Below are 19,783 nucleotides of genomic sequence, written 5' to 3' on the forward strand. Positions count from 1 at the left end.
GGCGGCGGCTGCCGCGCCGACCGCGGCGGGGTCGACGCCGCGCACGGTGACGCCTGAGCGCAGCACCTCGAAGGGCACGTCGGCGGCCTTCAGCGCGGCGCCGAGCGCCGCCCGGTCGGGTGAGTCGACGACGGTGGCGTACTCGCGCGGGTCCGTCAGCTCGTCGACGCCGCCCTGGAAGACCAGGCGCCCGCGCGAGATGATCAGCAGCGCATCGACGGTCTGCTGCACCTCGGCGAGCAGGTGCGACGAGACGAGCACGGTCCGGCCCTCGCTCGCGAGCTGCCGGAGGAACCCGCGCATCCAGCGGATGCCCTCGGGGTCCAGTCCGTTCGCCGGCTCGTCGAGCACCAGAACGCCCGGGTCGCCGAGCAGCGCGTACGCGAGGCCGAGGCGCTGGCGCATGCCGAGCGAGTATCCGCCGACCTTGCGGTTCGCGGCATCCGTCAGTCCCACCAGGTCCAGCACCTCGCCGACACGCGACGTCGCGATGCCGGCGGCCTGCGCGTAGATCGTGAGGTGCGCGGTGGCGGTGCGGCCGGGATGGAAGCTGGATGCTTCGAGGACCGCGCCGACGCTCTGCAGCGGCTTGTCGAGCTCGGTGTAGCGCTTGCCGCCGATCGTGGCGTGGCCGTCCGTCGCCGTGACGAGCCCGAGGAGGATCCGCAGCGTGGTGGTCTTGCCTGCGCCGTTCGGGCCGAGGAATCCGGTGACCAGTCCGGGTTCGACCCGAGCTGTGAGGCCTGCGACCGCTGTGACGGCGCCGAAGCGCTTCGTGACACCTGAGAACTCCAGCGACTGGCCTTCGGGCATGCCGAACCCTCTCGTTGGTCGTGGGCGACACTCCGCGGGGCAAGGTACGGGGCCGCTCCATTGCGGACTCACAGCAGAACTCCGTCCCATCCTGGCGGAAATCCGGTCTCAGCGTGGGAGAAGTTCGCCGTGCCGGTAACGTTGCGCTCGTGACCGACCTCGCCGAAGCCGCCGCGGAGCCCACCGTCCTCGTGAGCACGAGCGGAGGGCTCGGGCGCCTCACCCTCAACCGGCCCCGCGCGATCAACGCGCTCGACCTGGGTATGGTCGAGCAGCTGCACGCGGCGCTCGACGCATGGGAGCACGACACCGAGGTCGACGTGGTGCTGCTCGACGGCGCCGGCGCGCGCGGGCTGTGCGCCGGCGGCGACGTGCGTGGTCTCGCCGAGCAGGTCACGAGCGGCCGCGCCGACGACGCGGCGGTGTTCTTCCGCGCCGAGTACGCGATCAACGCGCGCATCGCCGAGTACCCGAAGCCGTTCGTCGCCTTCGCCGACGGCATCACGATGGGAGGCGGCATCGGCGTCGCCGGTCACGCAGCGATCCGCATCGTGACCGAACGCTCGCAGCTGGCGATGCCCGAGACCCGCATCGGCTTCACCCCCGACGTCGGCGGTACGTGGCTGCTCGCCCACGCGCCGGGCCGCCTGGGCGAGTACCTCGGGCTGACGGGCGCGGTGATGGATGCCTCGGACGCCATCTACGCCGGATTCGCCGACCACTACGTGCCCCACGAGAACCTCGACGCGGTCCGCGACGCGCTGGAGACGCGGGCCGATCCCTCCAGCCCGACGGAGCTCGTCCTGCTGTTCGACGAGACCCCCGCGCCCTCGAAGCTCATCGCCGCGCGGGAGTGGATCGACGACGCGTTCGCGGCCGACACCGTCGCCGAGATCGTCGAGAGGCTGCGGGCGCGCCCCGAGCCCGAGGCATCCGCCACCGCCGACCTGCTCGGTGAACTGTCGCCGACCGGTCTCGCTGTGACGCTCGCCGCGGTCCGCCGCGCGCGGGAGCTGCCGGGGCTCAGGGACGCGCTCGACCAGGAGTACGGGCTGGTGATGTGGTTCGCGACGACCCAGCCCGACCTGCCGGAGGGCATCAGGGCGCAGGTGATCGACAAGGACCGCACGCCGAAGTGGCAGCCGGCGACCCTCGCCGACCTGCCCGACGATGTCGCCCAGACCGCCCTCGGCCACCGACCCGGCGTTCCGCTCTGGGACTGACGCGGGCGTCGGCGGCGAGGAGGGATCGTGAGCACCCGGCGGCGGAGGAGCTACTCGATCGGCGTCGCGATCGACTGGTTCTTCTTCGTCTTCGCGGGGCTCGCGGCCCTCTGGCTCGCGTATCTCAGCCTCACCGAGACGTTCCACGTCGGGTGGTGGGGCATCCCGTTCTTCCTCGCGTTCTGGGTGCTGCTCGCGTATCTGGTGCTGCCGCGGCTGCACCGCATCCTCACCACGATCTACGTGCCGGACTACTTCATCGGCCGCACCCGGACCAGTGACGGACTGCTCGGCGACCCCGTGAACCTCGCGTTCCACGGCACCGGTGACCAGATCCGCGCATCGCTCGAGGCCGCCGGCTGGACCGAGGCCGACCCGGTGACCCTCGGCTCGTCGTGGCGCATCATCACGTCGACGCTCACGCGCCGCAGCTACGACGAGGCGCCGGTGAGCCCGCTCTTCCTGTTCGGACGCCAGCAGGACTTCGCCTACCAGCAGGAGGTCGACGGCAATCCCGCCCAGCGCCACCATGTGCGGTTCTGGCGGTGCCCCGACGACTGGCTGCTGCCCGGCGGGCGCCGCGTCGACTGGCTCGCCGCCGGCACCTTCGACACCAGTGTCGGGCTGTCGCTGTTCACGCTGCAGGTCACGCACCGCATCGACGCCGACACCGACGTCGAGCGCGACCACATCGTGCAGACGGTGACGGATGCCGACTCCCGCGTCGCCGTGGACGTCATCCCCGACTTCGCCACCGGCTATCACGCCCGCAACGGCGGCGGCGACAGCATCCGCACCGACGGGGACCTCCCGATCGTGGACGTGCGCGCGGTCGAGCCGATCGTCGAGAGCGCGGGGGAGGTGCCGGCGTGAGCGCGGGGGAGGAGCCGGTCGCTGAGGGAGGAGCCGGCGCGGCGGGCGCACCGATGCCGGCGCCCCAGAAGCGCCCGGCCTACGAGCCGGCGAAGCGCCTGCTGAAGCCGCCGCGCTACGACCCTGGGATGAAACGGCCGATCTCGACGATCGCCGGAACCGGTCTCATCCTCCTTCGCGTGCTTGCGGGGGTGGTGGTGCTGGCGGGCATCGCCACCGGCTGGGACGCGCTCCTGTCCGACCCTGACTCGGTTCTCGAGGGCTTCGACCCTTCTCCCGCCGGCGCTCAGGCCGCGCTGTGGTTCGTGCTGGCGGCGGGCGCCGCGGTGCTCCTCATCGACCTCCTGTTCGCCGTGTTCGTCTACCGCGGCCACAACTGGGCGCGCGTGATCGTCATGATCATCGCGGTCGGCTCCATCAGCACCTCGTTCGTGGCCTGGTGGGCGCAGGGGCAGGAGATCACGCTCGACACGACCTACGTGTCGCTGAGTCTCGACATCCTCGTCCTGCTCGCGCTGTCCAGTCGCAGCGCCGCCGCCTACGCGCGCCGCAACGAGCACCGCTGACTCCGCTCCTCACTGCTCGCCTGTCACCAGGCGTCGCGAGGTCCGGCGCTTCGTGACGGGGGAGCGGTCGGGTCGAGGACGACTCCAGGTGACGTAACCTGAATCCCGCCGCAGGCAGCGGCGCGCAGCATCCGTCATCGCAGTCCCGGGGGAGGGCACGTGTTCGACAGTCCGCTCTCGGCGTCGGCGTACGAGGTGCTCGCGGTCGCCCCCGAGGTCGACGAGGAGACCCTCCGCAAGGCCTACCGACTGCGCCTGCGGCAGACGCACCCCGACACCGGCGGCGACGCGGCGGTGTTCATCCAGGTGCAGCGGGCATGGGAGCTCGTCGGCACGCCGGAGGCCCGTGCGGCGTACGACCGCGGGCACGGCTTCGGCGAGGCGGCGGCTCCGGAGTGGTCGGGCTGGCGCCCGCCCGCAGCGCGCACCGACACGCGTCCGCGCGCCCGCTCCTACGGGCATCCGGGCGGCTGGCGCCGCGAGCGCTACCTCACCCTGATCCGCGAGTGGGCCGGCCGCGGCGTCACGCTCGAGGACCCGTACGACCCGGCGCTCGTGCGCTCGGCCCCGGTGGCGCTGCGCCGCCTCTTGGCCGACGCGCTCGCCGAGGAGGCGACGGCCCGCATCGTCGCCGACCTCGGCATGGGGTACACGGTGTGGCACGACGTGGCGGCCGCGGGGCGCGACGCCGACCCCGACGCGAAGATCGACCACATCGTGCTCGGCCCGAGCGGCCTGTACGGCGTGCTGTCGGAGGACTTCGGGGGCCCGGCGCGCATCCGCCGCGGCGAGTTCGTCGGCGACGGCGTTCCCGGCGCCCCGCTCGCCGAGCTGCTCTCGCGCATGCGCGGGATCGCACGCGCCGCCGGGGTGCGCTTCAGCGGCGCGATCGTCGTGCTGCCCGACGAGGACGTGCTCACCCCGCTCGACGAGATCGGGCGCGTCCGCGGCGTGCGAATCGCGGTCGTCTCGCGCAGCGCCCTGGCCACGGTGCTGCGCCGCGGCATCTCGGGCGCCCGCGACATCGGCGGCAACGAGGTTTTCGACTACCGCACGCGCCTGCAGCAGACCGTGCGCTTCGCGTAGCCCGCCGGCGTGAAGCCGCGGCGGCGTCGCGGGTGTGCGCATCGTGTGCTCTCACCGAGTGCACGCGTTGTGCGCGTGCACAGCGTGTGCACTCGGTGAGATCGTGTGCAGTGGACGGATGCTGCGCCGGGGCGTCGCCGGACGGGCTCAGGCGTCGCGGGCCTGGCGCAGCCAGCGCTCGATGCCCGAGATGTGCACCTGGGCCACCGAAGTGGCGAGCTCGACATCGTGGTCGGCGATCGCGTCGAGGATCGCGCGATGCTCGGCGAGCGTCCGCTCGACCGCGCCCGCCTGGGTGAGCCCGCGCCACACGCGGGCCCGGACCGTCTGGCTGGTGAGGCTCTCGAGCAGGCTCGCCAGGTAGTCGTTGCCCGCGAGCCGTGCGATCGCGCTGTGGAAGCGCACGTCGTGCTCGACCAGGGTCTGGATGTCGGTGTCGGTCGCGACGCCGCGGATCTCGGCATCCAGTCCCGCCACGTCGTCATCGTCGGCACGCTGCGCCGCGAGCCCCGTCGCGTGGGACTCGAGGACGCGACGAACCGCGAAGATCTCGAGCAGCGAGTCGTCGTCGTGCAGGTCGACGACGAACGAGATCGCCTCGAGCAGCAGCTTCGGCTCGAGGCTCGTGACGTACGTGCCGTCGCCGCGCCGCACGTCGAGCACCCGGATGACCTCCAGTGCCTTGACGGCCTCGCGCATCGAGTTGCGCGAGAGGCCCAGGCGCTCGGCGAGGTCCTTCTCGGGAGGCAGGCGCGACCCCGGCACCAGCTCGCCGCGGACGATCATGTCCTTGATCTTCTCGATCGCTTCGTCGGTGACGGCCACCGGCCCATTTTAGACATCGGATGTCAGGGAACACGGGCCCCGCTCGCCCTCGCTCTCCGGGGGCGGGGGCCCCGCTGTGCCCACCGCGCGTCGGCGGCATGATGGTGGCATGCGAGTCGTGGACGGACACCTCCATCTCTGGGACCCCGAGGTCCTGACCTACGAGTGGCTGGAAGGGCCTCTGCTCCGATCTTTCGGACCCGACGAGCTCGATCTCGCCCTGCAGGACGCCCCCGACGCCGACTGCGGCTTCGTGTTCGTGCAGGCCGAGTGCGCACCGGAGCAGGCGGTCGCCGAGGTCGACTGGGTCGCCTCGCTGACCGACCGCGTGCCGGTGCGGGGGATCGTGGCGCGCGCGCCGCTGGAGGACCCCGCCGCCACCGAGCAGCACCTCGCGGCGTTCGCGGAGCGGCCGCTCGTCGTCGGGGCGCGACGGCTGCTGCAGTCCGAGCCCGAGGGCTTCTGCCTGCGGCCGGGCTTCCTGCGCGGGGCGGAGGCGATGGCCGCCGCCGGACTCTCGTTCGACGCCTGCGTGCGGTGGGAGCAGCTGCCGGACGTGGTCGCGCTCGCGGACGCGCTGCCCGACCTCGCCATCGTGCTCGACCACCTCGGCAAGCCCGAGGTGGGCTCGGCCGGCGACGCCGAACCCGCCGACGGCACGCCGTGGGCGCAGTCTCTGCGCGACCTGGCCCGGCGCCCGAACGTGGTGTGCAAGCTCTCGGGCCTGCCGGCGGAGTCTCCCGGCGAATGGACCGACGCCCAGATGCGGCCGTTCCTCGACGTGGCGCTCGACGCCTTCGGCCCCCGCCGGCTGCTGTTCGGCAGCGACTGGCCCGTCTCGGGTCCGTACGGGCGGTGGCTCGACACGGTGACGTCGTGGCTGGACGACCGCGTCGACGAGCGCCACCGGAAGGCGGTGCTCGCCGAGAACGCGGAGCGCTTCTACCGGCTCGGGTAGCGGCATCCGTCCCCGCCGGAAGCGTGGGGCCCCACGCGCGCCCGCGCCCGTCCGCCCGCCCGCGTGCGCGTTCGACCGCGTGCGCGTTCGACAGGTCAACCAGGGTCTTACAGGAGACCCGGCGGGCAATCGTCCTGTAGAACCTCGGTTGACCTGTGGGACGGATGCCGCGGCCGGGAGCGCGATCTACCGCCTGGCGCGATGAGTCAGGAGCCGGCAGGGCGGAGGCGGAGCGGCGACATCCCGCCGTCCACCTCGATGTAGGTGCCCGTCGTCGAACCCGACGACGGGCTCACCAGGTACAGCACCGCGCCGGCGACCTCGGCGGCCGACACCAGGCGGCCGTGGGGCTGGCGCGCCTCCAGCGCGGCGCGCTCGGCGACGGGGTCGGGGGCGCTTGCGAGCAGGCGGCCGATCCACGGGGTGTCGGCGGTGCCGGGATTGACGGCATTGACGCGGATGCCCTCCCGCAGGTGATCGGCGGCCATCGCGCGGGTGAGCGAGAGCACGGCGCCCTTCGAGGCGCTGTACAGCGCGCGCTGGGGCAGGCCGGCGGTCGCCGCGATCGACGACGTGTTGCAGATCGCCGCGGACGGCGAGTCCCGCAGCCACGGCAGTGCCGCCGCCGTGACGCGGGCGATGCCGGTGACGTTGATGGAGAGCACGCGCGCCCATTCGGCGTCGTCGTTCGCCGCGATGTCGCCCTGCGCGCCGATCCCCGCGTTGTTCACGAGGATGTCGATGCGCCCGAACCGCTCACCGACCGCGGCGATCGCCCGGTCGACCGCGGCGCGGTCCGACACGTCCGCGGCGAACGCGGCGAACCGCGGGTCGGCGCCGGACGGATCGAGGTCGAGCACCGCGACCTCGGCGCCCTCGTCCGCGAGTGCGGTCGCGATCGCGGCGCCGATTCCCGACGCGCCGCCGGTGACGACGGCGACGAGGCCGTCCAGCTGCCGGCCGCTCATCGCGAGGCCTCCCATGCCACGAACTCCTGGCGCTGCGCACCGAGACCGTCGATCTCGATGTCGACGATGTCGCCGGCCTTCAGGTACGGGAACCTGCCGCCGAACGCCACGCCCTGCGGCGTGCCGGTGAGGATCAGGTCGCCGGGCTCGAGGGTGACGAACTGCGAGAGGTGGTGCACGATGGCGCGCACGTCGAAGATCATGTCGCTGGTGTTCGAGTCCTGGCGGGGTTCGCCGTTGACGAAGCTCCTCAGGCCGAGGTTCTGGGCGTCGACCTCGTCGGCCGTGACCAGCCATGGGCCCGTCGGGTTGAAGCCGTGGGCGATCTTGCCCTTGGACCACTGCCCGCCCGAGATCTCCATCTGGAACGTGCGCTCCGAGACGTCGTTGGCTACGACGTAGCCGGCGATGTGCGCGCCGGCCTCGTCGGGGCTGTCGAGGTAGGCGGCGCGACGGCCGATCACGACGCCGAGCTCGACCTCCCAGTCGGTCTTCTCGCTGCCCCGGGGGATCGTCACCGCGTCGTTCGGCCCGACGACGGTGTTCGGCGTCTTGAGGAAGATGATCGGCACGGTCGGCGGCTCCGCACCGGACTCGCGCGCGTGCGCGGCATAGTTCTGGCCGATGCAGATGACGGCGCTCGGACGCGCGATCGGGGCGCCGATGCGCAGGTCGGCGGCTCCCTCGAGCTCCGGGAGGAGTCCCTCGGCGATCGCGGCAGAGGTGCGGCCGGTCGGGTCATCGGCGAGGAATCGGCCGTCGACATCGGATGTGAGGGGACGGAGATCCAGGTGACGGCTGCCGTCGATGACGACGGGGATCTCGCTGCCGGACTCGCCGAGGCGGGCGAACTTCATGGTTCTCCTGGTTTCTCGATGTGGGGCGGCGTCGGTGCCGTCGCCTCCTTCGGGCATGATTGACAGTATAGACATCGGATGTTTACACTTCGAGCGGTTCGACACCCCGAACCGCGAACCGCTGGAGAACGCCCCGTGAGCCGCATCGTCGCCTTCGAGACGACAGACATCCGATTCCCCACGTCACTGAGCCTCGACGGCTCCGACGCGATGAATCCCGACCCGGACTACTCCGCCGCCTATCTCCGCATCGTGACGGATGCCTCGGACCGAGTCTCGGGACACGCCTTCGTGTTCACGATCGGGCGCGGCAACGATGTGCAGGTCGCCGCGCTCGACGCGCTCGCCGCCCACCTCGTGGGTCGGGAGCTCGAGCCGCTCCTCGACGACATGGGCGCGACCAACCGCGAGCTCATCGGCGACTCGCAGCTGCGCTGGCTCGGTCCCGAGAAGGGCGTCATGCACATGGCCATCGGCGCCGTCGTCAACGCGCTGTGGGACATCAAGGCCAAGCGCGCCGGACTCCCGCTGTGGCAGCTGCTGTCGCGCATGAGCCCCGAGGAGCTCGTCGCGCTCGTCGACTTCCGCTACCTCACGAACGCCCTCACCCCCGAGGACGCGCTGCAGATCCTCCGCGACGCCGAGCCCGGTCGGGCCGAGCGCGAGCAGGAGCTCCTCGCCACCGGCTACCCCGCGTACACGACGAGCCCCGGCTGGCTGGGCTACTCCGACGAGAAGCTCGCGCGCCTGTGCCGGGAGGCGATCGCCGACGGCTTCGGCCAGATCAAGCTCAAGGTCGGCGCCGACCTCGATGACGACATCCGTCGCCTTCGCGTGGCGCGCGAGGTCTGCGGCGAAGGCTTCCCGATCGCGATCGACGCCAACCAGCGCTGGGAGGTGTCCGAGGCGATCGCGTGGGTGAACGCGCTCGCCGAGTTCGACCCCGCGTGGATCGAAGAGCCCACGAGCCCCGACGACGTGCTCGGTCACGCCGAGATCGCGCGTGGCGTCGCGCCGGTGCGGGTCGCGACGGGGGAGCACGCGCAGAACCGCGTCATCTTCAAGCAGCTGCTGCAGGCCGGGGCGATCTCGGTCATGCAGATCGACGCGGCGCGCGTCGGCGGCGTCAACGAGAACATCGCGAACCTGCTGCTGGCGGCCAAGTTCGGCATTCCGGTGTGCCCGCACGCGGGCGGCGTCGGTCTCTGCGAGGCCGTGCAGCACCTCTCGATGTTCGACTTCGTGGCCGTCACCGGCACCCGCGAAGGTCGCATGATCGAGTACGTCGACCACCTGCACGAGCACTTCGTCGTGCCGACCGAGGTCCGCGGAGGCGTGTACGTGGCACCGACGGCGCCCGGCACCGGCATGGAGATGAAGGCGGCCAGCCGGGCCGAGTACGAATTCGGGACGACGGATGCCGCGGCCTGAACTCCGTGCGCTCACGCGGCTCGGGTACGGCGCGGCGAACATCGGCAACCTCTTCCGCGAACTCAGCGACGACCAGGCCTGGGCCATCCTCGACGCGGCCTGGGAGAGCGGCATCCGCTACTACGACACCGCTCCCCACTACGGCCTGGGGCTGTCGGAGCGGCGCCTGGGCGCGTTCCTGCGGACCAAGCCGCGCGACGAGTTCGTGATCTCGACGAAGGTCGGGCGGCTGCTGCGCCCCAACCCCGATGACGACGGCGGTCTCGATCTCGCCGCCGACTTCCACGTCCCGACCGCGCTGCGCCGCGAGTGGGACTTCTCCGGGGCGGGCATCAGGGCGAGCCTCGAGGAGTCCCTCGAGCGCCTCGGCCTCGACCGCGTCGACGTGCTCTACCTGCACGATCCCGAGCGCCACGACCTCGACCTCGCGCTCCGCGAGGCGTTCCCCGCGCTCGAGCAGCTGCGCGCCGAAGGCGCGGCCCGCGCGATCGGCATCGGCTCCATGGTGAGCGAGGCGCTCGCCGCGGCCGTCGAGAGCGCCGATCTCGACCTCGTCATGATCGCGGGCCGCTACACGCTGCTCGAGCAGCCGGCCGCCGACGCCGTGCTGCCCGCCTGCCATGCGCGCGAGACCGGGGTGGTGGCAGCATCCGTCTTCAACTCCGGCCTGCTCGCCAAGGACGAGCCGGAGAGATCCGGCCGTTACGAGTACGGACGGATGCCGGAACCGCTGTGGGAGCATCTGCAGGCGATCCTCGCCGTATGCCGCGCGCACGACGTGCCGCTGCCCGCCGCGGCGGTGCAGTTCGCGCTGCGAGACACCGCGGTGCGCTCGGTCGTCGTGGGCGGGAGCAGGCCCGAGCACGTGCGCCGGAACTCCGAGCTCATGGCGATCGACATCCCCGCCGCGCTGTGGGACGATCTGGCCGCGGACGGCCTCATCCGCTGACGAAGGGATCCTCATGCTCGAGGGCATCAACCCCCTCCTGACCGGGGAGCTGTTGCTCCACCTGGACCGCATGGGCCACTCCGACGCGGTCGTGATCGCCGACGCGCACTTCCCGGCGTGGGCCATCGGTGCACGCGTCATCGATCTGCCGGGAACGACGACGCCCGAGGTGCTGGCGGCTGTGCGCAGTGTGGTGCCGCTCGACGACGCACCCGCGCTGGATCTCATGGCATCGGCCGACGGCGAGGTGCTCGACGTGCAGCGCGAGCTCGCCGCCGCGGCGGGCGTCGACGATCCGCGCTACGTCGACCGGTTCGAGTACTACGTGCTCGCGAAGACCGCGTACGTCATCGTGCGCACCGGCGAGACGCGCGCCTACGGCAACGCGCTGCTGCGCAAGGGCGTCGTGGGTCACCCGTCCGCCTGAGCGGGTCTCTCCCGCGGCTCAGCCGTTGAGACCGAAGAGGTCCAGCGGGTGCGTGAGGCGCCACCACGGCGACGGATCCGCGATCTCGGCCGCGAGCGTCAGATCGACGGTGGTGGCGTCGAGCGGTCCGGTCACGCTGAGCGAGCCGACGACATCGCCGGCGTCGCGGCTGTCACCGAGGTCGTAGCTGGTGGCGACGGTGCCGCTGCCGCCGTTCCAGAGGATCACCGAGGCGTCTGCGGACGTGACGATGTCGACCTTGTCGCCCCACAGCGTCTCGACCTGGCCGGCCACGGTGCTGGCCGCCACAGAGGGCTGGGGCTGCAGCTCCGCCTCCATCTGCGCGTACAGCGCGCGCGATGCGGCGAGGCGGGCCTCGTCGTTCGGCTGACCCAGCACCGACGCATAGAGGCGCACGGTCTGGTCGCCGATCGTGACGTCTTTCGCCGAGAGCAGGTTCCAGGCGTCCAGCGTGCCGGTCTTGATGCCGACCACGCCCGGATCGGCGAGGAGGCCGTTGGTGTTCTCGACGCGCCCGGCGCCGGGGAGGTCGACGGACTGCTTCGCGACGATCTCGGCGATGACCGGGTGGGCGAGCGCCTTCTGCGCGAGCGTCACGAGTGCCTCGGGGCTCGCGGCGTTGCGCGAGTCCATGCCGGTGGGTTCGCGGACGGTGATCCCGGGAACGCCGTGGGCGGTGAGCCAGGCGTTGGCGGCGGACGCGAAGACGGCGTCGGAGGGCCAGATGTCCTGCGCGAGCCGGTCCGCGTAGTTGTTCGCCGAGCCGATGAGCATGCCCTCGAGCATCTGGTACTGGGTGAGCGAGCCGCCGACGGGGACGTCGAGCGCCGACTCGCCGCCCGCGCGGTACTGCCAGTAGCGCGAGCGGTCGGCCGGTGTGAAGCGGTACTCCGGTCCCTGCTCGCCCACGGCGAGCGGCATCTCCTCGAGCACGACCAGCGCGGTCACGATCTTGGTGATGCTGGCGATCGCGTCGGGATCGGCCGTGGAGGCGAGCGTTCCCGTGATGCCGGCGACCGCTTCGGCCGCGCTGCCCTCAGCGGGCCACGCAGGCGCGGCGGCGGGCGCCGCGATCGGCTGCACCTCCATCGCGGTGACGGTGGGGGCGACAGCGTGCAGCGGCCACAGCAGGGTCGTCGCCGCGTACGCGCCGACGACCGCCGCGATCGCGAGCGTCGGCACCACGACGGCGGCGCGGAACGGGGAGCGGCGCGGGGCGTCGGAGAGGAGGTCCGCCTCGACCGCCACATACGGCGTCGCGGCCGCGGTGAGGTCGGCGGGGGCTGCGCCGTGCGCGACGACGGACTCGTCGACCCAGGCGAGTGCGGTGTGCCCGCCGGTGACCGCGGCGACGGTCGGGGTGCCGACGTCGGTCGGGAGCGCGAAGCCGGACGGCTCGACGGGCTCCGCGGGGTTCCACGTCGCGACCGACGGCGCCTCGGCGACGGGCACGGTGGCGATCGTCGGAGCGGCCGCGGTCACGTCCACCGCAGCGGTGCTCGACGGCGGGTAGACCGTATCGGTCTCACCCGTCTGGATCGTGAGGATGCCGCCGTCGGGCGCGTCTTCGGAACCCGCGACCGGGACGGCCCCGGTCTGCACGCGTCGCGCGCGACGCGTGGGTGCGGGGGTGTCGTCCGAAGTCACCCCCCCAAAATACCTGCTGAACCGGCGGTATACTCGTCGCCAACACCACGGGAGTCCGGTGAGCCGGGCTGAGAGGAAGCGATCCACGCTTCGACCGTCGAACCTGATCCGGATCATGCCGGCGCAGGGAGGAGCTCATATGCACGCGTCCACGTCCGCATCCACCCCCGTTGCGGCCCACTCGAAGGCCCCGCGGAGCCTGCGCTGGCGGGTCGTCGACATCGTCGTCGCCGCGGTTCTCGGCGTCGCGATCGGCCTGGTCTTCTGGGCCTGGAACACCGTCGGCTACGCCTGGTTCACCACGATGGACGCCCTCACGCCGGGCCTGGGCGGCATCGCCGTCGGCATCTGGCTCATCGGCGGCGTCATCGGCGGTCTCGTCATCCGCAAGCCCGGGGCGGCCCTCCTGGTCGAGGTGATCGCCGCGATCGTCTCGATGCTCATCGGCAACATGTGGGGCGTCTCGACCCTGCTGTCGGGACTGGTCCAGGGTCTGGGCGCCGAGCTCGTGTTCGCGATCTTCCTCTACCGCCGCTTCACGCTGCCCGTCGCGATGCTCGCCGGTGTCGGCGCCGCGGTCGGCGCATGGGTGTTCGAGCTGTTCTACGGCAGCTCGCCCAACATCCTGAAGACCCTCGAGTTCAACGTCATCTACCTGGTGTCGCTGGCGGCCTCGGGCGCGCTGCTCGCGGGCCTCGTCGGCTGGTTCGCCGTGCGCGGGCTCGCCGCGACCGGTGCCCTCAACCGCTTCGCCGTCGGACGCGAAGCGCGCCGCGAGGTCTGACGTGACGGCGACCCGCCCCGGCCGCATCACGGCGGCGGGCTGGGGGTGGCGCTACGGCGGACGCCGGGCCGCCGCCGTCCACGACGTCTCGTTCACGATCGAGCCCGGGGAGCGCGTGCTTCTGCTCGGCGCATCCGGCGCGGGCAAGTCGACGCTGCTCGCCGGCATGGCAGGTCTCCTCGGCGGCGCCGACGAGGGTGACGAGACCGGCGCGCTCCTCATCGACGGTGGACGCGCCGAGGCTCACCGCGGTCGCGTCGGGCTCGTGCTGCAGGACCCTGACGCCGGGGTCGTGCTGTCGAAGGTGGGGGACGACGTCGCCTTCGGCTGCGAGAACCTCGGTGTTCCGGCCGCCCGGATCCCGGCTCGGGTCGCAGAGGCGCTCGACGCCGTCGGGCTCGACGTTCCGCTGACCCGGCCCACCAAGGCGCTCTCCGGGGGGCAGAAGCAGCGCCTCGCCCTCGCCGGGGTGCTGGCGATGCGGCCGGGGGTGCTCCTGCTCGACGAGCCCACCGCCAACCTCGATCCGGACGGAGTCCGCGAGGTGCGCGACGCCGTCGAGCGTGCGGTGCGTGAGACGGGCGCGACGCTCGTCGTGATCGAGCACCGCACCGCGGTGTGGGCCGATCTCATGGACCGCGTCATCGTGGTCGGGGCCGACGGCGGCCTCCTCGCCGACGGGACGCCCGCCGAGGTGTTCGCGCGCCACGGCGCCACGCTCGCGGCGGCCGGCGTGTGGGTGCCGGACCACCCGGTCGACCTGCCCGTCCTCGCTTCCGCCCGGGCCGACGCGCCGGCGGCGGTGGCGGCATCCGCTCTCTCGATCTCCCGTGACGGCCGCACGATCGTGCGCGCGGGGCTCGACCTCGCCGTGCCGCGCGGGGCCGCGACCGTGATCACCGGGCCGAACGGCGCCGGCAAGTCCACGCTCGCCCTGACGCTCGCGGGGCTGCTGCCCGAGGCGGCGGGTCGCGTCGAGTCCGCGCCGGAACTCGCGGGCCGCTCCGGCCGGCGCCCGTCGAAGTGGACGTCGCGCGAGCTGCTCACGCGCATCGGCACGGTGTTCCAGGAGCCCGAGCACCAGTTCCTCGCCGCGACCGTGCGCGACGAGCTCGCCATCGGGCCGCGTTCGCGCGGCGTCGACCCGGCCGCCGTCGACCAGATCGTCGACGAACTGCTCGAGCGTCTGCACCTGGCACCGCTCGCCGCCGCGAACCCGTTCACCCTCTCGGGCGGGCAGCAGCGCAGGCTCTCGGTCGCGACCGTGCTGGCCGACGCGCCCCCGGTGATCGTGCTCGACGAACCGACCTTCGGTCAGGACCGCCGCGGCTGGATCGAGCTCGTGCAGCTGCTGCAGTCCGAGATCGCCGCCGGCACGACGGTCGTCGCCGTCACCCACGACGAGGACGTGCTGCGCCATCTCGGCGGCCACCGCATCGAGCTCGGCACTCCCGTTCCGGCGGGGGTGGGATCGTGACCGCCGTCGACGCGCGCACCGCCGAGGTCGACGCCGCGCCCCGCGCCTGGCTCGACGGGGTGAACCCGGTCACGAAGATCGTGCTCGCGCTGCTGCTGTCGGTGCCCCTCTTCGCGTCCATCGACGCCACGAGCGCCCTGGTGGCCATCGTGCTCCAGCTCGCCTGCATCCCGCTGACAGGCCTCGCCGCCCTGACGGTGCTGAAACGGATGCTGCCCATCCTGGTCTTCGCGCCGGTCGCGGGCCTCAGCATGCTGCTGTACGCGGAGCCCGGCGGCACCGTCTACTGGTCGTTCTGGTACGCGACGATCAGCGATGACTCCATCGCCCTGGCGATCGCGGTGTGCCTGCGCGTGCTCGCGCTCGCCCTGCCGACGATCCTGCTGTTCGGCCGCACCGACCCGACCGAGCTCGCCGACGCGCTCGCCCAGGTCGCGAAGCTGCCGTCCCGGTTCGTGCTCGGCGTACTCGCCGGCACCCGCACGCTCGGGCTCTTCCTCGACGACTGGCGCAGCATGGGGCTCGCGCGCCGGGCGCGGGGCGTCGGCGACAGCGGCGCCGTGCGCCGGTTCTTCTCGATGGCCTTCGTGCTGCTCGTGTTCGCGGTGCGCCGCGGCACCAAGCTCGCGATGGCGATGGAGGCGCGCGGCTTCGGCTCGGGCATTCCGCGCACGTGGGCGCGGCCGTCGCGGCTGCACCCGCGCGACGCCGTGGCGCTGCTGGGCGGCACCGTGATCATGGCCCTCGCGATCGGTGCGGCGGTCGCGGCGGGCACGTTCCGGTTCGTCTGGTCCTGAGCGCGGCGCCGGTTCGACGACGTTTCGTCTGCGGGCGCCAGTGCCCTTCGCTCAACGACTGGTGCTTCGACCCCGGTTCAGCCTCCGGCGACCAGCCGCTCGTAGCCGGGCTGCAGCGCGGGGAAGTAGTCGTCCCAGTTCACGGTGCCGACGTCCACGCCCGCCTGGGCCGCGACCAGGCGGTCGAGGTAGTACTCCCACCCCGGTCCGATCGAGCCGACCTCGTCCTCGGGGCCCAGGCGCTGACCGAACGTGAGCACGGTGTCGCCGTGCTCGTCCGGGGCGAGCTCGAACCACAGGTGCCACGCACCCGATCCGGCCGAGGTGTCGCCGGCGAAGCGCCGCGGGCGGTCGCACTCGAGGATCGTGTACTCCTCACCCGAGGCATCCGGATCCTCCGCCGTCATGAAGAACGTGACGTGCCCGGTCGCGGGATCGCCCTCCCAGCGGCCGATCCACCGCTCGAGCCGCGCGGACTCGGTGAGCTCGCGCCACACGTCGTCGGCGGTCGCGCGGAAGCGGCGGAGGATCACGAGGGTCGGCTTGCCGTCGATGTCACATACGTTCCCGGTGATCTCGGTCATGTCGCGTTCCACAGCTCCCGGTAGTACGACAGGCGCTCGCGATCGGGCTCGATCCCGTACGCCTCGATGAGGGCGTCCTCCCATCCCTCGCCATAGTTCCACGCCGTCGACATCGACGCCACGGCGATGTCGGCCCACCGGTCCGCGACGCCCAGCGCGCCGAGGTCGACGTGCCCGCTCCATCGGCCGTCGTCGCCGATCAGCGTGTTCGGGCAGCAGGCGTCGCCGTGGCACACGACCAGCCGGTCGATCGGCGGGGCGTCCCGGAGCTCATCGGGAACACGGATGCCGCGCCCCCGGGCGTTCGCGATGCGCCCGGGCACGCCCCAGTCGAACGGGCAGCCGTCGACCGGCAGCGCGTCGTGGAGCGCGCGCAGACCCTCGCCGACCGCGCGGACGGCGGTGCCGGCATCCCGGATCCATCGCGGGTCCACCGCCGACAGGCCCGGAAGCGCGGCCGTCACCAGCCATTCGTGGGTGTCGTCGCCTCCGGCCTCGAGCACCTGCGGCACGACGGTGTACTGCGCCGCCCACCGCAGCCGTTCCGCCTCGCCCGCGAACGATGTCTCGGCGTTGCGCGGGCCGTACTTGAGGTACCTGCCGTCGTCGGTGCGGAACGTGGTGCCGCCGAGCCCGTTGAGCCAGACGGGGGTGAGCCCGGCGCCGCGCGCGAGCGCGCTCACGCGTTCGGGGACGGCGACGTCGGCGACGGGGATCGACACGAGTTCCATCCTCCCGCGCGCGGGCCCGCCCTGCGAAGTCCGGACTTCGCGGGTTCTGGACTCCGGAGTGATGCGTTTCCTGGACGGTCTCCTCCAGATCCGGGGCGCGCCGACGCTCGAAGTCCGGACTTCGCAGGTCCCGGACACCGAATCGATGCTTTTCCCGGACGGCACCGCGGGGAGAGGACCGGCACGACTCAGGCCTCGAGCGCCTCGCGGAGGATCACGGCGTGGTTGTGGGTGTCGTCGTGCACCGCATGAACGAGCATCACGGCGAGCGCAGCGCACCCACCGCGCCGGCCGTGGGTGCGGCGAGCTGGGCCCGGTACGCCGCCTCGAACTCCGACCACGACAGGTCGTCGTGGTGGAAGGCCTTGCGCAGCTCGGTCGAGGGCGCGACCTCCTTCGCCCACAGGTCGAGCGCCGCGCTCCTTCGATAGGCCACGCGGCCGGAGACGGTCGCCCCGGACGGGGAAGCCGTCGCCCGGGGGGCGGGTCGTCGCAGACGCGCTTCAGCCGGATCTCCATCCGCCCATGCAACCCGCCTGCCTGGGGGTGCGCCACCGGCATGGTGGGATGGGGGCATGCCCACCACGCGCGCGACCCGCCGCCGAGGACCACTCACGGCGCTCGAGGGCGCGGAGCCCGCGGTCGCGATCGGGGACACCACGGCGCGGCACGTGCGGCTGTCGCCCGACGGGCTCTCGCGCCACATCGGCGATCCGCGGTCGCAGTTCGTGCCGTGGTCCCAGGTGCATACGGTCACGGTGGATCCGCCGGCGACCTGGTGGCCGTACCCCGCGATGTCCGACATGGCGGCGGCGCTGCTCGGCGGCGTGGCCGGCGGGCTCGAGGCCGGCGAGGCGGCCGAGACCCCCACCTTCCTCGTCGTGATCACGACGCTCGACGGGGAGCGGCTGGAATGGCGCGCTACTCAGCACTACCTCTCGGGCTACCGTCGCGGGGACGCGCAGGCGACGACGCGGCTCGTGGAGTACCTGACCGCGCGGGGCGAGGCGCGGCTGCTGCTGGCGCGGCCCGCCGAGCTGATCGATCGCATCTCGGCCCTCACGCGCATCGGCCCGCAGATCGGACCGTGACGGTCTCCACGACCGCCCGTTAGCCTGGTCCCGTCGCGTCGCCGGCGGATGAGCGATGGGACTGAGTCCCGCGTATGCTGATACGCGGTTCCGCAGAATCCGGACTTCGAAGGAGAATCCATGGACCTCACGGGCACCGCCGCACTCGTCACCGGTGGCGCGAGCGGACTCGGCCTCGCCACGGCCCGGCGTCTCACCGCCGCGGGCGCGACCGTCACGATCGTCGACCTGCCGACCTCGGCGGGCGCCGACATCGCCGCAGAGCTCGGAGGATCGTTCGCGCCGGCCGACGTCACGAGCCCGGAACAGGTGGCGGCCGCTGTCGCCACGGCCGCAGCATCCGGTCCCCTCCGCGTCGTCGTGAACTGCGCCGGGATCGCGCCGCCCGCCAAGGTGCTCGATCGCGAGGGCAACCCGTCGCCGCTGGACGGGTTCGAGCGGATCATCCGCGTGAACCTCATCGGCACGTACAACGTCATCTCGCAGGCTTCCGCCGTCATCGCGAAGACCGAGCCCACGGCCGACGGCGAGAGGGGCGTCATCGTCAACACGGCCAGCGTCGCCGCGTTCGACGGCCAGATCGGCCAGCCCGCGTACTCGGCATCGAAGGGCGGCGTGCACGCCATGACCCTGCCGATCGCGCGCGAGCTCGCGCGCTACGGCATCCGCGTCGTGACGATCGCGCCCGGCATCATGGAGACCCCCATGCTGATGGGCCTGCCGCAGGCGGCGCAGGACTCCCTCGGCGAGCAGGTGCCGTACCCGCAGCGCCTCGGCAAGCCCGACGAGTACGCGCGCCTGGTGATGTCGATCGTCGACAACGGCTACCTCAACGCAGAGACCATCCGCCTCGACGGCGCCATCCGCATGGCCCCGAAGTAAGGAGACCGCATGAGCGACTCGATCCTCGTCACACGCGACGGCGCCCTCGCGCGCGTGACCTTCAACCGGCCGGCGTTCCTCAACGCGATGGGCTTCGAGATGGGCGCCCGCTGGCGCGACGTCGCGCACGAGCTCACCTCCGACGCGTCGGTGGGGGCCATCATCCTGGATGCTGCGGGCCCGGCCTTCTGCGCCGGCGGCGACGTCCTCGAGATGGCGACGTCGGGGGCCTCCGGCGCCGACGTGACCGGTGCGGCCCACACGATCCACGACGGCATCCGCACGTTCGTCGAGTCCGACAAGCCCATCGTCGCGGCCGTCCAGGGCGCGGTCGCGGGCGGCGGACTGGGGCTGATGCTCGCCGCCGACTACATCGTCGCGTCGGAGCACGCGAAGTTCGTGAGCAAGTACGCCAACATCGGGCTCACCCCCGACCTCGGCGTCTCGACGCTGCTGCCCGCCGCGGTCGGGCAGCGGCGAGCGCTGCAGCTCCTGCTGCAGGACCTCACCATCGACGCCCCGACCGCCCTCGACTGGGGCCTCGTGACCGAGGTCGTCCCGGCCGCCGATGTCGCTTCGCGCGCCGAGGCGGTGGCCCGGTTCTGGCTCGACAACGCCACCGGTGCCTTCGGGCAGGCCAAGCGCCTCGTCCGCACCGGAGCCGGGCGCTCGTTCGCCGAGAACCTCGACGACGAAGCCCGATCCATCGGCGCCCGCTTCGACACCGGCGAGGCCAAGGCGCGGGTCGCGGCCTTCGCCGCAGCATCCGCCAAATCCCGTTCCTGACTTCCTG

The 19,783-nt window shown here is 72.4% G+C and carries 22 protein-coding genes and 1 riboswitch; of the genes, 14 read left to right on the forward strand and 8 right to left on the reverse strand.

What is annotated here, in order from left to right:
* The coding region (locus AC3A46_RS11605; protein ID WP_487665315.1) for an ABC transporter ATP-binding protein at positions 1 to 813 on the reverse strand (813 nt) is incomplete at its 3' end.
* Positions 814 to 962: 149 nt separating this feature from the next.
* On the opposite strand from AC3A46_RS11605, the gene AC3A46_RS11610 reads away from it, so the two are divergent.
* The 4 genes from AC3A46_RS11610 (at position 963) to AC3A46_RS11625 (ending at position 4,561) form a co-directional block, all read left to right on the forward strand.
* Positions 963 to 2,036, forward strand: a complete 1,074-nt coding sequence (locus AC3A46_RS11610) for an enoyl-CoA hydratase/isomerase family protein (RefSeq protein WP_487665316.1) — start codon at positions 963 to 965, stop codon at positions 2,034 to 2,036.
* Between the two features lie 27 nt (positions 2,037 to 2,063).
* A complete protein-coding gene (locus tag AC3A46_RS11615) occupies positions 2,064 to 2,909 on the forward strand; it encodes an LssY C-terminal domain-containing protein (RefSeq protein WP_487665317.1) in 846 nt (281 codons plus the stop codon).
* Positions 2,906 to 3,475 carry a hypothetical protein gene (locus tag AC3A46_RS11620; RefSeq protein ID WP_487665318.1) on the forward strand — a complete coding sequence of 190 codons (570 nt, stop codon included), beginning with the start codon at positions 2,906 to 2,908 and terminating at the stop codon, positions 3,473 to 3,475. The genes AC3A46_RS11615 and AC3A46_RS11620 overlap by 4 nt, the downstream gene beginning before the upstream one ends.
* A gap of 159 nt (positions 3,476 to 3,634) precedes the next feature.
* Positions 3,635 to 4,561, forward strand: a complete 927-nt coding sequence (locus AC3A46_RS11625; protein WP_487665319.1) for a J domain-containing protein — start codon at positions 3,635 to 3,637, stop codon at positions 4,559 to 4,561.
* Between the two features lie 147 nt (positions 4,562 to 4,708).
* Here AC3A46_RS11625 and AC3A46_RS11630 read toward each other — a convergent pair whose 3' ends face one another.
* A complete protein-coding gene (locus AC3A46_RS11630) occupies positions 4,709 to 5,386 on the reverse strand; it encodes a FadR/GntR family transcriptional regulator (protein WP_487665320.1) in 678 nt (225 codons plus the stop codon).
* Between the two features lie 109 nt (positions 5,387 to 5,495).
* Here AC3A46_RS11630 and AC3A46_RS11635 point away from each other — a divergent pair, with 109 nt between their 5' ends.
* Entirely contained in the window at positions 5,496 to 6,344 is an 849-nt protein-coding gene (locus AC3A46_RS11635; RefSeq protein ID WP_487665321.1) for an amidohydrolase family protein, read from the forward strand.
* Positions 6,345 to 6,550: 206 nt separating this feature from the next.
* On the opposite strand, the gene AC3A46_RS11640 is transcribed toward AC3A46_RS11635, so the two are convergent.
* Together AC3A46_RS11640 and AC3A46_RS11645 are read right to left on the reverse strand one after the other, a co-directional pair.
* Positions 6,551 to 7,327: an SDR family NAD(P)-dependent oxidoreductase gene (locus AC3A46_RS11640; protein WP_487665322.1), complete on the reverse strand. Its 777-nt coding sequence runs from the start codon at positions 7,325 to 7,327 to the stop codon at positions 6,551 to 6,553.
* Positions 7,309 to 8,169, reverse strand: coding sequence for a fumarylacetoacetate hydrolase family protein (locus AC3A46_RS11645; protein WP_487665323.1), 861 nt, complete (start codon positions 8,167 to 8,169; stop codon positions 7,309 to 7,311). Before AC3A46_RS11645 ends, AC3A46_RS11640 begins: the two co-directional genes overlap by 19 nt.
* A 135-nt stretch (positions 8,170 to 8,304) precedes the next feature.
* On the opposite strand from AC3A46_RS11645, the gene AC3A46_RS11650 reads away from it, so the two are divergent.
* From AC3A46_RS11650 to AC3A46_RS11660, 3 genes are read left to right on the forward strand one after another with little or no spacing between them, the layout of a single operon-like run.
* Entirely contained in the window at positions 8,305 to 9,600 is a 1,296-nt protein-coding gene (locus AC3A46_RS11650) for an enolase C-terminal domain-like protein (RefSeq protein WP_487665324.1), read from the forward strand.
* The gene (locus AC3A46_RS11655; protein WP_487665325.1) at positions 9,587 to 10,549 is read left to right on the forward strand and encodes an aldo/keto reductase; all 963 of its coding nucleotides are present in this window, start codon (positions 9,587 to 9,589) and stop codon (positions 10,547 to 10,549) included. Before AC3A46_RS11650 ends, AC3A46_RS11655 begins: the two co-directional genes overlap by 14 nt.
* A 13-nt stretch (positions 10,550 to 10,562) precedes the next feature.
* Positions 10,563 to 10,976, forward strand: coding sequence for an RbsD/FucU family protein (locus AC3A46_RS11660; protein WP_487665326.1), 414 nt, complete (start codon positions 10,563 to 10,565; stop codon positions 10,974 to 10,976).
* Positions 10,977 to 10,994: 18 nt separating this feature from the next.
* Here the strand turns inward: AC3A46_RS11660 and AC3A46_RS11665 are convergent, their stop codons facing one another.
* Complete coding sequence (locus tag AC3A46_RS11665) at positions 10,995 to 12,644, reverse strand: D-alanyl-D-alanine carboxypeptidase family protein (protein WP_487665327.1); 1,650 nt, start codon at positions 12,642 to 12,644, stop codon at positions 10,995 to 10,997.
* A 37-nt stretch (positions 12,645 to 12,681) separates the two neighbouring features.
* Positions 12,682 to 12,791, forward strand: a riboswitch (TPP riboswitch).
* Between AC3A46_RS11665 and AC3A46_RS11670 the strand changes: the two genes are divergently transcribed.
* The 3 genes from AC3A46_RS11670 (at position 12,784) to AC3A46_RS11680 (ending at position 15,702) form a co-directional block, all read left to right on the forward strand.
* On the forward strand, positions 12,784 to 13,428 hold the full coding sequence (locus AC3A46_RS11670; protein ID WP_487665328.1) for an ECF transporter S component: 645 nt from the start codon (positions 12,784 to 12,786) through the stop codon (positions 13,426 to 13,428). Its footprint overlaps the riboswitch before it by 8 nt.
* 1 nt (position 13,429) lies before the next feature.
* A complete protein-coding gene (locus tag AC3A46_RS11675) occupies positions 13,430 to 14,905 on the forward strand; it encodes an ABC transporter ATP-binding protein (RefSeq protein WP_487665329.1) in 1,476 nt (491 codons plus the stop codon).
* Positions 14,902 to 15,702 carry an energy-coupling factor transporter transmembrane component T family protein gene (locus tag AC3A46_RS11680; RefSeq protein WP_487665330.1) on the forward strand — a complete coding sequence of 267 codons (801 nt, stop codon included), beginning with the start codon at positions 14,902 to 14,904 and terminating at the stop codon, positions 15,700 to 15,702. The genes AC3A46_RS11675 and AC3A46_RS11680 overlap by 4 nt, the downstream gene beginning before the upstream one ends.
* A 77-nt stretch (positions 15,703 to 15,779) precedes the next feature.
* On the opposite strand, the gene AC3A46_RS11685 is transcribed toward AC3A46_RS11680, so the two are convergent.
* The 3 genes from AC3A46_RS11685 to AC3A46_RS11695 all read right to left on the reverse strand — a co-directional run bounded on the left by AC3A46_RS11685 (position 15,780) and on the right by AC3A46_RS11695 (position 17,453).
* Entirely contained in the window at positions 15,780 to 16,286 is a 507-nt protein-coding gene (locus tag AC3A46_RS11685) for an SRPBCC domain-containing protein (RefSeq protein WP_487665331.1), read from the reverse strand.
* Positions 16,283 to 17,008 (reverse strand): phosphotransferase, encoded by a 726-nt coding sequence (locus AC3A46_RS11690; protein WP_487665332.1) that lies wholly within the window; start codon positions 17,006 to 17,008, stop codon positions 16,283 to 16,285. Before AC3A46_RS11690 ends, AC3A46_RS11685 begins: the two co-directional genes overlap by 4 nt.
* A gap of 268 nt (positions 17,009 to 17,276) precedes the next feature.
* Positions 17,277 to 17,453 (reverse strand): DUF488 domain-containing protein, encoded by a 177-nt coding sequence (locus AC3A46_RS11695; RefSeq protein WP_487665333.1) that lies wholly within the window; start codon positions 17,451 to 17,453, stop codon positions 17,277 to 17,279.
* 139 nt (positions 17,454 to 17,592) lie between these two features.
* Between AC3A46_RS11695 and AC3A46_RS11700 the strand changes: the two genes are divergently transcribed.
* From AC3A46_RS11700 to AC3A46_RS11710, 3 genes are all read left to right on the forward strand, one after another.
* Entirely contained in the window at positions 17,593 to 18,108 is a 516-nt protein-coding gene (locus tag AC3A46_RS11700) for a hypothetical protein (protein ID WP_487665334.1), read from the forward strand.
* Between the two features lie 120 nt (positions 18,109 to 18,228).
* Positions 18,229 to 18,990 carry an SDR family NAD(P)-dependent oxidoreductase gene (locus AC3A46_RS11705; RefSeq protein WP_487665335.1) on the forward strand — a complete coding sequence of 254 codons (762 nt, stop codon included), beginning with the start codon at positions 18,229 to 18,231 and terminating at the stop codon, positions 18,988 to 18,990.
* Positions 18,991 to 18,999: 9 nt separating this feature from the next.
* Positions 19,000 to 19,776 (forward strand): enoyl-CoA hydratase/isomerase family protein, encoded by a 777-nt coding sequence (locus tag AC3A46_RS11710; RefSeq protein WP_487665336.1) that lies wholly within the window; start codon positions 19,000 to 19,002, stop codon positions 19,774 to 19,776.
* Positions 19,777 to 19,783: the final 7 nt, after the last annotated feature.

The organism is Microbacterium sp. Soil_C_42 (assembly GCF_057656735.1).

Bases quoted from the DNA above. Each gene is read 5' to 3' on its own strand.
- AC3A46_RS11635 (WP_487665321.1), top strand. From the start codon at position 5,496: ATGCGAGTCGTGGACGGACACCTCCATCTCTGGGACCCCGAGGTCCTG.
- AC3A46_RS11640 (WP_487665322.1), bottom strand. From the start codon at position 7,327: ATGGGAGGCCTCGCGATGAGCGGCCGGCAGCTGGACGGCCTCGTCGCC.
- AC3A46_RS11645 (WP_487665323.1), bottom strand. From the start codon at position 8,169: ATGAAGTTCGCCCGCCTCGGCGAGTCCGGCAGCGAGATCCCCGTCGTC.
- AC3A46_RS11655 (WP_487665325.1), top strand. From the start codon at position 9,587: ATGCCGCGGCCTGAACTCCGTGCGCTCACGCGGCTCGGGTACGGCGCG.
- AC3A46_RS11660 (WP_487665326.1), top strand. From the start codon at position 10,563: ATGCTCGAGGGCATCAACCCCCTCCTGACCGGGGAGCTGTTGCTCCAC.
- AC3A46_RS11670 (WP_487665328.1), top strand. From the start codon at position 12,784: ATGCACGCGTCCACGTCCGCATCCACCCCCGTTGCGGCCCACTCGAAG.
- AC3A46_RS11685 (WP_487665331.1), bottom strand. From the start codon at position 16,286: ATGACCGAGATCACCGGGAACGTATGTGACATCGACGGCAAGCCGACC.
- AC3A46_RS11700 (WP_487665334.1), top strand. From the start codon at position 17,593: ATGCCCACCACGCGCGCGACCCGCCGCCGAGGACCACTCACGGCGCTC.
- AC3A46_RS11705 (WP_487665335.1), top strand. From the start codon at position 18,229: ATGGACCTCACGGGCACCGCCGCACTCGTCACCGGTGGCGCGAGCGGA.
- AC3A46_RS11710 (WP_487665336.1), top strand. From the start codon at position 19,000: ATGAGCGACTCGATCCTCGTCACACGCGACGGCGCCCTCGCGCGCGTG.